The following is a 13,973-nucleotide window of genomic DNA, read 5'->3' as shown; positions in this document are numbered from 1 at the left end:
TTTCTTGATGAATTGAGAGGATGATACATCCGTTCTCCCATGGGATAGGTCTTCTGTATAGTTTCTTGGAAAGCAAGATCATTCCTGATGTAATAAAAGGAAGGGGACTGCAACGCAGCCCCCTTCCCAACACATGAGAAATCGGTCAATATCTGGCTGCCCGAAGGCGTCAGGTTCTCTTTTCTCTATTGAAAGGCTTCCCCAGAGCCGTAGGCCCCAACAACTGACTTTCCCTACTGAAGGCCAAGACGATGATTACCATTACATAGGGAAGCATAACGGCAAATTCGTACGGGAAATTGATTCCCTGTCCTTGGATTGCCAACTGAAAGGCTTGGGCAAAACTAAACAGCAAGGCTCCTCCCATGATCTTTACCGGATTCCAATGGCCGAAATATACCAAGGCAACGGCAATGAAGCCACGTCCCGCGATAATCTCGTCACTGAACATCTTGACCTGACAGAGACTCAGATAAGCTCCGGCAAGGCCTGCCAAGGCTCCGCCGACCATCAAGGCCTGGAACCGTATCTTGTTTACTTCGATACCTATTGAATCCGCTGCCCGAGGATTGGTACCTACTGCCCTGACTTTCAGCCCCCAAGGGGTCTTGAAAAGGATGTACCAAGAAACCGGGACGAAGGCAAAGGTCAAGTATACCAATAGGTTGTGGGAGAAAAGAATCTGTCCAAAAAAGGGGATCTTCGAGAGTCCAGGGATAGGGAGATCATTGATGCCAGGGATACTTTGGGAACCTCCGACGAAATGACGGAAGAGGGTACCTGCTGTTCCTACCCCGAACATCTGTAGTCCGATACCTGCTATGCCTTGAGGTGCCCTAAAGATTATTACGACCAATCCGAAGAGCAATCCAAATAAGGCTCCGACTCCCATGGCAAGGGCAAGGCCCAGGAAATTATATATCTGGGGAGTTGTCCCACCTTGTCCGACTGTAAAAGGAACCAACATGCCCAAGAAAGCTCCCATGGCCATGATGCCCTCGCATCCGAGGTTGAAGATACCTGCCCGTTGGTTGAACATCTCCCCAAGGGAAGCAATCAAGAGGGCAACGGAGAAGGGGACGCCTAGCGAAAGGATATTTTCTACAAAGTTCATGCTTCCACCTCCTTGGTGTGGTAGGTAAGTTTCTGGAATTTACGCCAGACTTTTTCCATCAGATACGGATCGGCAAGCACCATTTGGGTGGAGACGATTACCAGAATGATGATACCCTGCAGTACATTGACCATGTTGGCGGGAACCCCGACCATTCGTTGGGTCATTTCCGAGCCTACGATCAAGAGTCCGAAGAAGAAGGAAGCAGGGATGATCCCTGCGGGGTGGAGGCCCCCGAAAAGGGCTACTACGATACCGCTGAAACCGTATCCGCCGGTAATCCCCTCTATTGCCCTTCTGTGTACACCTGCAACCTCAACGAATCCTGCGATACCGGCAAATGCTCCACTGATGGCCATGGCAATTACCAGATACCAGGATACATTGATACCACCGTACTTGGCAGCGCGGGCACTTGCTCCGGCTGCACGCATCTTGAACCCAAAGGAGGTTTTCCAAAGGACCAAGTAAATGATGAGTGCCAAGGCAAGGGCAAGGAAGAGACCTGTATGCAATCTGGTTCCTGGTAAGAAACGAGTGAGCCAGATATTTTTTGTTAAACGCATGGATTGGGGAGTTCCGCTTCCCATCGTAATTTCAGCAGGGTCGAGCATCGGTCCACGGAGGAAAAAGGTATAGAACTGGGCCGCTATATAGTTGAGCATAACGGTGGATAGTAATTCACTTACCTGTAGCTTTGCCTTGAGTACTCCAGGGATAAAGCCCCAGAAGGCTCCGCAAAGGGCTCCTGCAAGGATTGCCATGGGCATCAATACAGGTTTGGGAAGGTCTGGAAACAAAAGGGCCACTGCTGTCGTGCCGAGTATTCCCATTGCCATCTGGCCTTCTGCGCCGATATTGATGATACCACTACGATAGGCGACGGAGATACCCAGGGCAATGAGTGTCAAGGGAATAGCCCTGAGCAAGACCTCACTTATGGATAAGGTACTTTTAAGTGGTTCAAAAAGAATGACGGCATAGGTTTTCAGTACATCTGCCCCAATTGTCCAGAGAATGATTGCTCCGATCATCATTGCTGATGCAATAGCCAGAATGATGATGGCACTTTTGTAGATAATCCTAAATTGCTTGGTCATCGTTCACTCCTGCCATCAGGATGCCGAGACTTCTTCGGTTTGCATCCTTTCTATCCAGTACTTTCTGTATCTGTCCCTTGAATATAACGGCTACACGGTCAGAGAGGTCCAGAATTTCATCCAGTTCCTCGCTGACAAGCAATATTCCGATACCTTCGCGACGTTTTTCCAGAAGTTGCTTATGAATGAATTCCGCTGCCCCCAAATCGAGGCCACGGATCGGATATACGGCAATCAGAAATTTTGGTTTTCTTGATAACTCACGGGCTAGGATTACCTTTTGGATGTTTCCGCCGGAGAGGGAGCCTGCCGCAACCGAAGTGTTGGGACTCCTTATATCGAACTTGACCCGTAGGTCAGATGCATTCCTTTCAATCTCTTTTTGATTGAGAAATGAGTGTTTCGAGAATTGGGAATGGGAAGTATCCTTGAGGATAAGGTTTTCCTTCATGGAGAAGGAAGGAACAATACCTTCAGTATTTCGCTCTTCCGGAATATACCCCATTCCTGATTCTATAATGTGACTGGGGGACTTGTTTGCAAGATTTTTCCCGAAGAAGAGTATCTGTCCATCCTCAACTTTCCTCAGCCCGTTGATGGCTTCCGCCAATTCACGTTGGCCGTTTCCCGAAACCCCTGCCAAACCTACTATTTCCCCTGCCCGAATGGAAAGATTCAGTTTCTTGAGAGCCAGAAATCCACGATCGCTTTTTACTTCGAGATCCTTGATCTCCAATACAGGCTCCCCGGTGCAGGGAGGTTCGTCGTTCTGGGGCAATTCCACCTCATGGCCGGTCATCAAGGCAGCAATGTCACTGGGGGAATGCTCATTGGTTTTACCTTCAAAGACAACAGAACCATGGCGAAGGATCACGATCTTGTCGGAAAGATCCTTCACTTCCTGTAGCTTATGGCTGATAAAGATGATGGAAAGCTCACTGGACATCCTTTTAAGGAGGACAATGAGTTCATCGGTTTCCTGTGGGGTCAAGGCACTTGTCGGTTCGTCAAGGATAAGAAAACGAGCACCGAGACAAAGGGTTTTGACCAGTTCCACCCTTTGTTGCTCTCCTACGGAGAGTTGCCAGATGTAGGCATCAGGGTCTACGACCAGTCCATATTTTTGCGAGATTTCCAGAATGCGCTCTCGTACCATTTGCAAGTCCAGCTTGAAAGGAGTCCAGGCCTTCTTGAATCCCAGTGCGATATTTTCGAGAATTGTCATATTGGGTACCAACATATACTGTTGGTGCACCATACCCAGCCCTGCGGCAAATGCGTCATTGGGAGAGCGGAACTTGACCTCCTTACCATTGATGAGGATACGTCCTTCATCGCTTTGGTAAAGACCCATCAGAATGTTCATCAAGGTGGTTTTTCCTGCTCCGTTTTCTCCTACGAGGGCCATTATTTCCCCTTCTCCAATCGAAAGAGAGATGTCATCACTGGCAAGAACCCGGGAAAGCGTTTGGTAATATGTTCTACTCGAAGGTTCGTGATCTTGTTTGCATTTACATCCATATGGGAATCCTCCGGATACATTCAAAAAAGAGTCATGGGCAAATTTCCCCCATGACTCTTTGTACTACGAGATTAAAGCTTGGAGTAATCGACAGAGCTCCAATCGATGGTTCCTGCTTTTGCCTTGAAGGTTGCAAGAGCTTCGTTGACCTTGGTTTCGATGGCTCCTGTGTACAGGGTCTTGAATGCATCGTTGAACTGGAATATGAATCCACCGTTCTTGAAGTTCATGGGAATGCATTCCCCACCCTTGATACCAGCATCACGTTTCTCTATGAAACCTTTGATGACGGAGGCATAGTTATAGGAAGAAGCAGCTATGCACTTGTAGCCTTCGGCAATCTTGAGCTGAGCAAGGTCCTGACCGACCCAATAGATTGGCTGGTCTTTGTAATCCGCTACGGCGCGAAGGGCTCCGAGAGCTTGTTGGGAGGAACCTGTAAGTACGTCTGCCCCGGCTTTGATCTGGGACTGGGCTACTTCACCGGCTTTTACGAAATCCCCGAAAGAACCGGTATGGGCTACCATGATCTTGGCAGTAGGATTGACAGCCTGTACACCGAGAACAAAACCACGGTTGTAACGGGCGGCATCACCACCATCGACAGGACCGACAATACCAATGGTATTCTTTTTGGTGGTAAGTCCTGCGATCAAGCCAGAAAGATATCCGGTTTCTTCACTTTCGGGCATATAGGTGAACACATTTGCAGGACCGACTTCAGAACTTGTCCCGAAGGCAAAGGTAACATTGGGATACTCTTCAGCCATTTCAAGCATCAAATTCTTGTATTGGGCACCATGTCCAATGATGATGTCGTATCCTTGGGCTACATACTGGCGGGCAGCAGAACCTGCATCGACAGGTTTCATTTTCTCACTGTAGCTGTATTCGATACGTCCGGGCATGGCAGCTTGAGCTTCGAGTATACCGTCATGCATCGCTTGACCCCAGCCTTTGTCATCAATGGTGTTTTCAATGATCAAAGCAATCTTCACGACATTTGATTTAGAATCAGCAACAGGGGCGGTTTCTTTGCTTCCATTTGCAAAAGCTGCTGAACTAACCATGGCAAGGCATAAAACAATTGTCAGTAGTCTCTTCATAAAACTCTCTCCTCATGAATGGCAACCCACTAGGTGGGAATTAGGTTTTCCCAGTATAGAGGGATTGACAGGGGCCTGTCAAAGCCTATCGTAATTTGAGTTGATAAAAAAGTTTGGGAGTATTGTACTTCGTTTTATAAGGTGAAATGCAATTTGATACTTTGGTAATAATTTTGTTGCAAGATATACTTTATTTTCAGGAAATATCTCTCTACGCATAAAAATCCAATTATATGATGGACCCGGGATGAATGTTTTCAGCGTTTTTTGTTGCATAATGACTTGCAAGGGCAATTGCCTGTTGTAGGTTGTGTCGTTTTACCAATTCTGAGGTAAGGGTGGCACTGAGCGTATCGCCACAGCCAATGGTGTTGACCACGTGTCCCTTTTCTACGGGACAGGTGTATAACGAACCATCATAAACCCAAGTATCTTGCTGTCCCCTGGAAAGGACAATTGAACATCCATAAAGAGAATGGAGGCTTTCCATTTTTTTCAGGACTTGCTCCTTGATATCTTCGGTAGCTTCCTGTTCACCAATCGTCCGGTCAAAAAAGGTTTGCACGAATTCGGAGAGGTTTGGCTTGATGACATCTGGTCTGAAGGGAAGGGCTGAAAGCAAATCGTGGCCCTTTACATCCAGGAGTACGAATTTTCCTTGTTGCTTTGCTTCAAAGGTAAAGTCACTATAGATGTTTTCGCTATACCCTGGGGCACGGGTGCCGCAAATTATTACGGCAGAGGCAGTCTTGAGGGCTTTTGTATAGAGCTTTCGTATTTCTTGTTCGGTTGAAGGGGCCACCTTTTGGGGCTCCTCGACCAGTTCCGTGCAGATCTGGTCAAAAATGAGGGTCGTACAAGTCCTGATTTCACTCTTGCTGTCTGCATAGAGCATCTGTACCTGATCTTTTCTGCATAATGCGAGCATTTCATCTTTTCTGGCGCCCCCCAGATGAGTAAGCAAGGCTGCCTCTTCTCCCAGTTGGGATAAAATCCTGGCAGTGTTCATTCCTTTGCCGGAGGCGTCGAGGAAATGGGTTGCACAACGATTTACTTCTCCTAGGGAAAAGGAATTGAAAAGCATGGTATTTTGGAATGTAGGATTTAGGCAGACTGTCAGGATCATGATCAAAAACTCAGCGTAATGGACGGATGTTTGTAGACAAGTTTTCGATAGGTGACCCCTGTACGATCAAACATCCATTTGGAAGCCTTGGTATTGTCAGTATCGGCATACTTATCGGAAAGGTATATGACTTCCTTGATTCCGGACTGTATTATCGCTTTTGCACATTCATTACAGGGGAACAGCCCTACATACAAGGTGCAACCTTTGAGGTTGTTACTAATGCTATTGAGTATGGCATTGAGTTCGGCATGACAGACGTAGGGGTACTTGGTGTCGAGCCATTCTCCTTCCCGTTCCCAAGGAGCCTGATCATCATCACAGCCAAGGGGAAGCCCGTTGTAGCCGACACCGACAATTTTTTTTTCGCTATTGACGATACAGGCTCCAACTTGAGTGTTTGGATCTTTGCTGCGCATTGATGAGAGTACGGCAACTCCCATGAAATATTCGTCCCAACTGATGTAATCTTCTCGTTTTGGCATTGGTTTTACTCCTTGTCTTTGAGGAAATCGAGGATGGTATCGGTCAATTCGCCTTGTATTGACCGATACAAGAGCAAAGCATGATGTGTATGGTTGAAATTTCCCATTTTTGTTTCGAGGGTCTTGAAATCAGTGCTTTTGTTTTCTTTCTGGATGATTTTCAAATTGCCGAAGGGCACTGTCTTGTCTCCGACATCCTGAATGGCGAAAAGGGGACAGGTAATTTTACCAAGGTCCTTTCGCACCGGAGGCATGGCATGTACGAGACTTATGCCTTGTTTGATGAATAGACCTGAGTATCCTGTCCATAGTTCATTGCCATCCTCACTTTTCGGGTTTCCCTTGACGGTCTTGGCCGCAAAGGTAGGTTTGAAGAGGGCTATCGTACGCATGAAGGAAAATCGCCAATCCGTGATGATATGATCACGAATACTATTGTAGACAACTGGAGCAGCAATGGAGACCAAGGCGTTGGGAGCCTTGGGGGTGTTGCAATAGAGCTCTCCGAGCTTGAGGGTCATCAAGCCTCCCATACTGGTGCCAAGGACAAAAACAGTAGGGTAATCGGCTCGTATCTTTTCATAATACCGACAGAGATAGTTGAACCATTGGGTGAAGTTGGTTTTTTCAAATTCCTTGACATCGGTGCCAAATCCTGGCAGAAGTGGTACATATACGTCATAGCCCGCTTCAAAAAAGCGTTTTGCACTATATTCATACATTCTAGGAGAGGACGGATAGCCATGGACCAGAATGATGGCTTTTGTATTGTTTCCTTTCAGGGTGATGCTTTTTGCCTCTTCGCAAAAGCAGGCAGCATCATCACTTTCGATATCAGTGATATTCCTGTCCTTATAACCCCAAAGGAACGTATTCCAAAGGATATCCAGGACGAGAATGCTAAAAATAATGATTAACCACATAGCTTTACTATACTTGAGAGTTGGTTTCATTGGTAGTCCAAAATGCAGGGAAAACGGGGAGAATGAGCAAAGGCCCGTCAAATGACGGACCTTTGCAAACTTTCTGGATTGAAAGCATACTTTCTACAGCATTTCCATGAAGGGAACAACTGCCAGCAAGACACCTGCGGCAACCGCAGAACCAAGGACTCCAGCTACGTTCGGGCCCATGGCGTGCATGAGCAAGAAGTTCTGGGAATCCGATTCCTGTCCGACCTTGTTGGAGACTCGGGCAGCCATCGGAACTGCCGATACGCCTGCGCTTCCGATAAGGGGGTTGACGGGATGCTTCGGATCGAGCTTGTTCATCAACTTGGCAATCAAGACTCCTGTACCTGTTCCGATACTGAAGGCAATCATTCCAAGAAGCAGGATACCGAGGGTGTTGAGGTTGAGAAAGTGTGAAGCTTCCATCTTCGAACCTACAGCCAAGCCAAGGAAAATCGTTACGATATTCATCAAGGCATTCTGCATGGTATCGGAGAGCCTGTTTACAACGCCACATTCCTTGGCCAGGTTACCGAACATCAGAGAACCGATGAGCGGGGTGGCAGAGGGGAGTAGAATCGCACACGTTGTCAATACAATCAACGGAAAGAGCATCTTCTCGAGCTTGCTTACCGGTCTGAGCTGTTGCATCTTGATTTTCCGTTCGTGTTCGGTAGTCAAGAGGCGCATGATTGGGGGCTGGATAATGGGAACCAAGGCCATGTAACTGTAGGCAGCTACGGCGATGGGGCCGAGTAAATCCGGTGCCAATCTGCTGGTTACGTAAATTGCCGTAGGTCCATCAGCACCTCCGATGATACCAATTGCGGCAGCATCATGCAGTGAGAAGTTAATCCCGGGGATGAAACTCAAGGCAAGGGCACCAAGCAAGGCAACGAAGATACCAAACTGGGCAGCGGCTCCGAGCAACAAAGTCTTTGGATTGGCAATAAGCGGTCCAAAGTCAGTCATGGCACCAACGCCCATGAAAATCAAGATCGGGAACAGTCCGGAACTGATACCCATGTCAAACAACAATTTGATGAACCCTGCGCTACCCGTAGAAGGATCTATGCCAGCGATATAGGCCATGGGAATGTTGGACATGATACAGCCGAACCCGATAGGTACCAGCAAAAGGGGTTCGAATCCCTTTTTGATGGCAAGGTAGAGAAGCAGAAAGCCAATCAGGATCATTACTAGACTCCCGATTCCAAAGCCGTCTGCCAGCCCTAGAAATCCGAACAGTCCTGTGGACTGCCAGAGGTTATTTAATGCGGAACCAATCATCTCAGCATTCTCCTTTAGGCGATTACGATAAGATCGTCATCGTTTTGCATCTGTTGGCCTTGGGTCACACAGATTTTTGTTACGGTGCCATCACAGGGAGCATAAATCTCATTTTCCATTTTCATGGCTTCCATAACGAGCATGCATTGGTTTTTGGCAACTTTTTGACCGACTTTTGCCTCAATGCGGAGGATCAATCCAGGCATCGGAGCCTTGATTGTTACTCCTTCACCGGTAGGAAGGGAAGCTGATGCAGTTTCGGTAGTTGTTGCAGAAGTCGCGGCGATTGCAGCACTGTCGATTCCGTTTGCAATGCTCATTGGATAATCCACGCCATTGACCATTGCGTTGCTCTTTCCGAGCTTGACACCATAAGCCTTGCCATTGACGGTAACGGTATATTCTCCGCTGGCCTTGGCAGCTTCTGCTTCGCGATCGATTTTGCGAATCCCATTGGGCTTGGCTTTTCCTGTCAGATACAGAATGCCTTTTTCCTTACAGGAGGCTGCGATGAAGATATTTTCATCGGTAAGCGGAAGTTTTTCAGCTTCAAGCAAAGCTTTTGCAACCTTGATGCCCTTGGTAGGGTCGGCATCGTTGATATCAACGACTTTCTCAGTGGTTGGCTGAAGCTTGAGTTGCTCACTGGCAGCCTTGACTACCTCTGCATCAGGCGCGACCGGGGTCTTGCCGAAATAACCGAGAACCATCTTTCCGTAACCTTCTGCAATTTTTTTCCAAGGTCCGAACATGACATTGTTGAAGGCCTGTTGGAAATAGAACTGGGAAACAGGAGTTACTGAAGTTCCGAAACCACCCTTGGCTACCGTTTCCCCCATTGCTTCTACAATGGCAGGATACTTATCCATCAGCTTGTTATCCCTGAGCATCTGGGTGTTTGCCGTAAGGGCTCCACCGGGAAGTGGGAAGAACGGAATTTCAGGATTGACCGTCATGGCTTCAGGAGGAATGATATAGTCCTTCATGCAATCCTTGAAGACTTCCTCAGCCTTGCGAATCTTCATGATGTCGATTCCCAGATCATAATCGGTTCCTCTCAGGGCATGCCACATGGTGACGATGTCGGGCTGGCAAGTGCCACCGGAGGCAGGAGCCATGGAGAGGTCAATCTGGTTTGCACCGGCATCAAGGGCATTCATGTACTGTTGGATGCTTACACCAGCGGTGTCGTGGGTATGGAATACAATGTTCATGTCCTTGCCAAGCAACTTGCGGGCACGCTTGATGGTTTCAAAGACATAGGCAGGAGTCGAAGTTCCCGAGGCATCCTTGAAACAAACTGATTCAAATTTGATTCCGGCTTCAAGGATTTGTTTGAGAACGCCTTCGTAAAAGTCAGGATCATGAGCTCCCGTGGTATTGGGGGGAAGGCTCATCATCGTAACGGTGACTTCATGTCTGAGCCCTGCTTCGTTGATGGCTCGGCCGCTATCGATAAGGTTATTGACGTCGTTCAAGGCATCGAAGTTCCTGATAGTGGAAATACCGTGTTTCTTGAAGAGTTTGGCGTGAAGGTCGATGATGTCCCTTGGTTGGGAATCGAGACCAACTACGTTGACACCCCTGGAGAGGGTCTGCAAATCAGCATCGGGGCCAGCGACTTGACGGAATTCATCCATCATTGCAAAGGCATCTTCGTTTGTGTAGAAATACAAAGACTGGAAGCGGGCACCACCACCAGCTTCAAAATGGGTAATGCCAGCTTCGCGGGCTGCCGCGACGGCAGGCATGAAATCTTTGGTGAACACACGAGCACCATAGACAGACTGGAATCCGTCGCGGAATGCGGTGCACATGAATTTAACTTGTTTTTTCATTTTTAGGATAACCTCCGGTTAGTATCTTATTGTTTGGATTTTACAAGTGCAGCAACGATTGCCGCTGCAATTTCTGCTTCCGAGCCAGAGGCTACGGTGACGTTTTGTACTGGTGCCTTTACGAGGGAAACGGGTTTCTGAGGGGCAAACTTTTTGACAAATGCGCTTAAGCCTTTTGTCAAAAAGACAAGCAGCGTAAGAAACACGAATACTGTTCCCATTCCGAGTAGCATAAGGGTAATTCCATTGTGCAACTGGGCAATGAGCTGTTCTTTAGGTAGCTGCGTTAAGAATATCATACGAACTCCTGATTGTATAATAGTGGTCGAGGCATAAAGCCTACGACGAATTCACCGTGAAATAGTATACAAGATATAGTCACAGTCTTTCAAGTAAAGCCAGAATAAATGGTAATTTAATATAATGCAACTTTATTTCTGTTGTTGCAAAGTGTTGTCAATACAGCAATTCCAATTTTAAAAAGGAAAGAAACCCTGAGGAACTGAAGAAAGAAGCGTCTGTGCCTTCAGAAAAAAGAAAGGGCCCCTCGGAAGCGGGACACTTGTCTGTTTGTCCTCTTTATCGTATGTTTTCCCTTGAAAATGAGTTTTGCAAGGAGTGAATTCCAATATGGCAGAGGGAATGGATTTTGCAGAGAGAATTGCCGAAGATAAGGCAATCAGGACCCACATGGATAAAATTGGACGAAAAATTCTCGTCATGAGCGGTAAGGGTGGAGTAGGAAAGACCACTGTTACCATAAATTTGGCAAATGCCTTGGTGGACAGAGGCTGTACGGTAGGTATTCTGGATACCGACTTGCATGGCCCCAATGTTGCCAAGATGCTTGGATGTGAAGATGGAATTTTGCAGACCGAGGACGATGGCAAGAATTTTTTCCCTGTCGAGGCACGACCGGGGCTCAAGGTAATGAGCCTGGCTTTTGCCATTCCCGACCGTGATGCCCCGATTGTTTGGAGAGGACCCATGAAGATGGCGGCAATCCGTCAGTTCTTGGCCCAGGCCGACTGGGGAACACTGGACTATTTGCTTATCGATTCCCCTCCTGGAACAGGCGACGAGCAGTTGACTGTTTGTCAGAGCATTCCTGAACTTACCGGTACCATCATTGTTACGACGCCTCAGGAAGTAGCAATCCTCGATGCCCGTCGTTCGGTGAATTTCTCCAGAAAGCTCCAGGTTGCAATACTTGGAATCGTGGAAAATATGAGTGGTCTGATCTGTCCCCATTGCAATGAGGAAATTCCTCTTTTCGGCATCGGGGGTGGAAAGAAAATGGCAGAAGACATGAAAGTACCTTTTTTGGGAAGAATTCCCATAGAGGTTCCATTCAGGGAAGCTGAGGATGCCGGTCTGAGTTATCTGCAGGCAAAACCGGGAAGTGCCTGTTCTATGGCTATCAAGCAGATTGCCGAGATCATCAATGCAGGAACTGCTTGTTCCACCTCCCGATCCACCGATTTTGCAGGAACAGGAACGTGTGCGCCTTCTGCTTGTGCTTCCTGTAGTAGCAACTGTTCTTCAAGAAAGGGGGAGTGATCATGAGAGATCCCTTCAATGTAGGGGAAAGTAGCGATCTCGAGCATCTGGTTTGGAAGAGCGGGGAGAGGGAAAGGGTTTATAAAGGACCCATTTTCGATGTCTGTTCCATCGTAAGGACTTCCTCCGATGGCCGGACTTCCCGTTTTGTCGAAGTGGATAGCCCAGACTGGGTCACTGTCATTCCTTGGTACCGGGCTGAAAACGGGAAACCGATGTTTGTAATGGTCCAGCAGTTTCGCCATGGTTCTTCTTCCGTGACGAGAGAATTTCCCGCAGGAGTGATTGAACACGGGGAGGATCCCCAGGTTGCAGGCTTGAGGGAGTTGAAAGAGGAGACCGGACTTGTATCCGATCCTCTTACTGCTCTTGGCAATGTCAGCCCCAATTCTGCATTCATGAATAATCGGACTCATTTCTATCTTGCAGAAGGCTTGTCCTTGGTCGCGGATCAAAGCCTTGACCCCAATGAACAGTTGGATGTCCTTTCCGTGTCTGTTGATGAAGTTATTGCTTCCATGGGTACGGGGCTTTATGATAATGGTATCATGATGATTGCCTTGGGATTCTTTTTGAGGGAAGCCAAGAAAAGACCGTTTCTTTATACGACAAAGGAGTGATTTTGTGAAAAAAATTCGTCAAGTTTCCTTTCTTGCCCTAGCGCTTGCAACGCTGTTGCTATTTTCTTCTTGCCTCAGTTCCCGACAGCAGAATTCTGTGGTTCGTACCATAGAGGTAACTGGTACCTCCGAAGTTGTGCTGCAACCTGATATTGCTTCATTCTCCATCCAGGTTCAGGAACAGGCGCCCACTACAGGCGAAGCCCAGGCTTTAGCAAATGCAAAGATGGCTGAGTTGCTTGCTGTGTTGAGAAAGAACGGGGTTGCCGACAAGGATATCACGACTACAGGATTGACGTTGAGACCCAACTACGATTGGATCGATCAGAAACAGGTTCTGTCAGGGCAACTTGCAAGCCAGAGTCTTTCCGTGACCTTGCGTAATCTTGCAAGCATCGGTACCGTCATAGACCAATTGGGACAAGTTTCCTCAATCCAGCTTGACTCTGTCAGGTTTGACAAGGAAGACAAGACGTCGTCCATTCAGGAAGCAAGGAAGAAGGCTGTTGATGATGCCTTTGCAAAGGCAGAGATGTATGCCACGAGTTCTTTCATGAAGGTTGGAAAACCTGTTTCCATCAGTGAATCTTCCTTTGCCTCGAACGGGTATTCTGTACGGGCAAAAACAATGCTGGCTTCTGAATCCCTTGCCATGGGTACTGAGGTCCCGACTGGTTCCTTGACAGTTTCTGCTTCCATTTCGATGGTTTTTGAGATGTATTGATAGGAGAGAACTTCCCCTATGTTATGGGTAAAGAAAATTCTTTTGCCCACACGAAATGGAGGTTCAAATATCCTATCGTGTCCTTACCAAAATATAGGAGAGGGATACTCTACAATCATACAGGCAGAGTGTGGGACCTGTCCTGCGCTCGCTGTGAGGATGCAAGGGCACCTGATGAGCGATCATGTGCCTATGCTGATGAGCCTCTCTCCCAAGATGAGTGTATCGAGCTTGATGAAAGAGTGCACTGATGATGTTCGGCAAGCCTGCAAATTTGAAATACAAGTTTGGCAACCGGCACTTTTGGGCGGAAGGGTACTATCTGAAGCGACCATCCAAGTACATACGCGGGCAGGAGCAGCATCCCATCATACAACGCAAGCAAAGCGTAAAGGAGTATAAGGACTCTTTTTACGGCAGCAAGTAATACGGGAGAGGCTTGAAACGCTGGAGAGAGGGTTCCCAGCTTGCAACCTCAAGCAAGGAGGCTGCCCCAATGCCAGATCTCTGTCATGACTTTTGAAACAGCCCCTCTTCA

13 protein-coding genes and 1 pseudogene are annotated in these 13,973 nt (G+C 47.7%); 4 read left to right on the top strand and 10 right to left on the bottom strand.

Features of this window, described 5'->3' with window-relative positions; translation table 11 throughout:
* Positions 1-169 precede the first annotated feature (169 nt).
* The 10 genes from ACHZBG_RS04990 to ACHZBG_RS04945 all read right to left on the bottom strand — a co-directional run bounded on the left by ACHZBG_RS04990 (position 170) and on the right by ACHZBG_RS04945 (position 10,830).
* A complete protein-coding gene (locus ACHZBG_RS04990; protein WP_320128348.1) occupies positions 170-1,114 on the bottom strand; it encodes an ABC transporter permease in 945 nt (314 codons plus the stop codon).
* A complete protein-coding gene (locus ACHZBG_RS04985; RefSeq protein ID WP_320128347.1) occupies positions 1,111-2,214 on the bottom strand; it encodes an ABC transporter permease in 1,104 nt (367 codons plus the stop codon). The genes ACHZBG_RS04990 and ACHZBG_RS04985 overlap by 4 nt, the downstream gene beginning before the upstream one ends.
* On the bottom strand, positions 2,198-3,622 hold the full coding sequence (locus tag ACHZBG_RS04980; protein ID WP_320128346.1) for an ABC transporter ATP-binding protein: 1,425 nt from the start codon (positions 3,620-3,622) through the stop codon (positions 2,198-2,200). The genes ACHZBG_RS04985 and ACHZBG_RS04980 overlap by 17 nt, the downstream gene beginning before the upstream one ends.
* A gap of 185 nt (positions 3,623-3,807) precedes the next feature.
* Complete coding sequence (locus ACHZBG_RS04975) at positions 3,808-4,842, bottom strand: BMP family protein (RefSeq protein ID WP_320128345.1); 1,035 nt, start codon at positions 4,840-4,842, stop codon at positions 3,808-3,810.
* Positions 4,843-5,071: 229 nt separating this feature from the next.
* Complete coding sequence (locus ACHZBG_RS04970) at positions 5,072-5,926, bottom strand: PfkB family carbohydrate kinase (RefSeq protein WP_320128344.1); 855 nt, start codon at positions 5,924-5,926, stop codon at positions 5,072-5,074.
* A 44-nt stretch (positions 5,927-5,970) separates the two neighbouring features.
* Positions 5,971-6,453, bottom strand: a complete 483-nt coding sequence (locus ACHZBG_RS04965) for a dCMP deaminase family protein (protein ID WP_320128343.1) — start codon at positions 6,451-6,453, stop codon at positions 5,971-5,973.
* A 5-nt stretch (positions 6,454-6,458) separates the two neighbouring features.
* A complete protein-coding gene (locus ACHZBG_RS04960) occupies positions 6,459-7,376 on the bottom strand; it encodes an alpha/beta fold hydrolase (protein WP_320128342.1) in 918 nt (305 codons plus the stop codon).
* Between the two features lie 123 nt (positions 7,377-7,499).
* Positions 7,500-8,693, bottom strand: a complete 1,194-nt coding sequence (locus ACHZBG_RS04955; protein WP_320128341.1) for a sodium ion-translocating decarboxylase subunit beta — start codon at positions 8,691-8,693, stop codon at positions 7,500-7,502.
* 14 nt (positions 8,694-8,707) lie between these two features.
* Positions 8,708-10,531: a biotin/lipoyl-containing protein gene (locus tag ACHZBG_RS04950; RefSeq protein WP_320128340.1), complete on the bottom strand. Its 1,824-nt coding sequence runs from the start codon at positions 10,529-10,531 to the stop codon at positions 8,708-8,710.
* A 26-nt stretch (positions 10,532-10,557) separates the two neighbouring features.
* Positions 10,558-10,830: an OadG family protein gene (locus ACHZBG_RS04945; RefSeq protein WP_320128339.1), complete on the bottom strand. Its 273-nt coding sequence runs from the start codon at positions 10,828-10,830 to the stop codon at positions 10,558-10,560.
* Between the two features lie 331 nt (positions 10,831-11,161).
* On the opposite strand from ACHZBG_RS04945, the gene ACHZBG_RS04940 reads away from it, so the two are divergent.
* From ACHZBG_RS04940 to tnpA, 4 genes and pseudogenes are all read left to right on the top strand, one after another.
* A complete protein-coding gene (locus tag ACHZBG_RS04940) occupies positions 11,162-12,091 on the top strand; it encodes an Mrp/NBP35 family ATP-binding protein (RefSeq protein ID WP_320128338.1) in 930 nt (309 codons plus the stop codon).
* Between the two features lie 2 nt (positions 12,092-12,093).
* Positions 12,094-12,711 (top strand): NUDIX hydrolase, encoded by a 618-nt coding sequence (locus tag ACHZBG_RS04935; protein ID WP_320128337.1) that lies wholly within the window; start codon positions 12,094-12,096, stop codon positions 12,709-12,711.
* 4 nt (positions 12,712-12,715) lie between these two features.
* Positions 12,716-13,435, top strand: coding sequence for an SIMPL domain-containing protein (locus tag ACHZBG_RS04930; RefSeq protein WP_320128336.1), 720 nt, complete (start codon positions 12,716-12,718; stop codon positions 13,433-13,435).
* 23 nt (positions 13,436-13,458) lie between these two features.
* Positions 13,459-13,862: pseudogene (gene tnpA, locus ACHZBG_RS04925) on the top strand (IS200/IS605 family transposase).
* The last annotated feature ends 111 nt before the right edge of the window (positions 13,863-13,973 follow it).

The sequence above is a fragment of the uncultured Sphaerochaeta sp. genome, assembly GCF_963676625.2.
Classification (GTDB): domain Bacteria; phylum Spirochaetota; class Spirochaetia; order Sphaerochaetales; family Sphaerochaetaceae; genus Sphaerochaeta.
The sequence above is the reverse complement of the archived record's forward strand: the minus strand, read 5'-3'. Positions and strand labels throughout refer to the sequence as shown.

Coding starts and splice junctions, on each gene's coding strand:
- ACHZBG_RS04990 (WP_320128348.1), bottom strand. CDS start 1,114: ATGAACTTTGTAGAAAATATCCTTTCGCTAGGCGTCCCCTTCTCCGTT.
- ACHZBG_RS04985 (WP_320128347.1), bottom strand. CDS start 2,214: ATGACCAAGCAATTTAGGATTATCTACAAAAGTGCCATCATCATTCTG.
- ACHZBG_RS04980 (WP_320128346.1), bottom strand. CDS start 3,622: ATGGCCCTCGTAGGAGAAAACGGAGCAGGAAAAACCACCTTGATGAAC.
- ACHZBG_RS04975 (WP_320128345.1), bottom strand. CDS start 4,842: ATGAAGAGACTACTGACAATTGTTTTATGCCTTGCCATGGTTAGTTCA.
- ACHZBG_RS04970 (WP_320128344.1), bottom strand. CDS start 5,926: ATGCTTTTCAATTCCTTTTCCCTAGGAGAAGTAAATCGTTGTGCAACC.
- ACHZBG_RS04965 (WP_320128343.1), bottom strand. CDS start 6,453: ATGCCAAAACGAGAAGATTACATCAGTTGGGACGAATATTTCATGGGA.
- ACHZBG_RS04960 (WP_320128342.1), bottom strand. CDS start 7,376: ATGTGGTTAATCATTATTTTTAGCATTCTCGTCCTGGATATCCTTTGG.
- ACHZBG_RS04955 (WP_320128341.1), bottom strand. CDS start 8,693: ATGATTGGTTCCGCATTAAATAACCTCTGGCAGTCCACAGGACTGTTC.
- ACHZBG_RS04950 (WP_320128340.1), bottom strand. CDS start 10,531: ATGAAAAAACAAGTTAAATTCATGTGCACCGCATTCCGCGACGGATTC.
- ACHZBG_RS04945 (WP_320128339.1), bottom strand. CDS start 10,830: ATGATATTCTTAACGCAGCTACCTAAAGAACAGCTCATTGCCCAGTTG.
- ACHZBG_RS04940 (WP_320128338.1), top strand. CDS start 11,162: ATGGCAGAGGGAATGGATTTTGCAGAGAGAATTGCCGAAGATAAGGCA.
- ACHZBG_RS04935 (WP_320128337.1), top strand. CDS start 12,094: ATGAGAGATCCCTTCAATGTAGGGGAAAGTAGCGATCTCGAGCATCTG.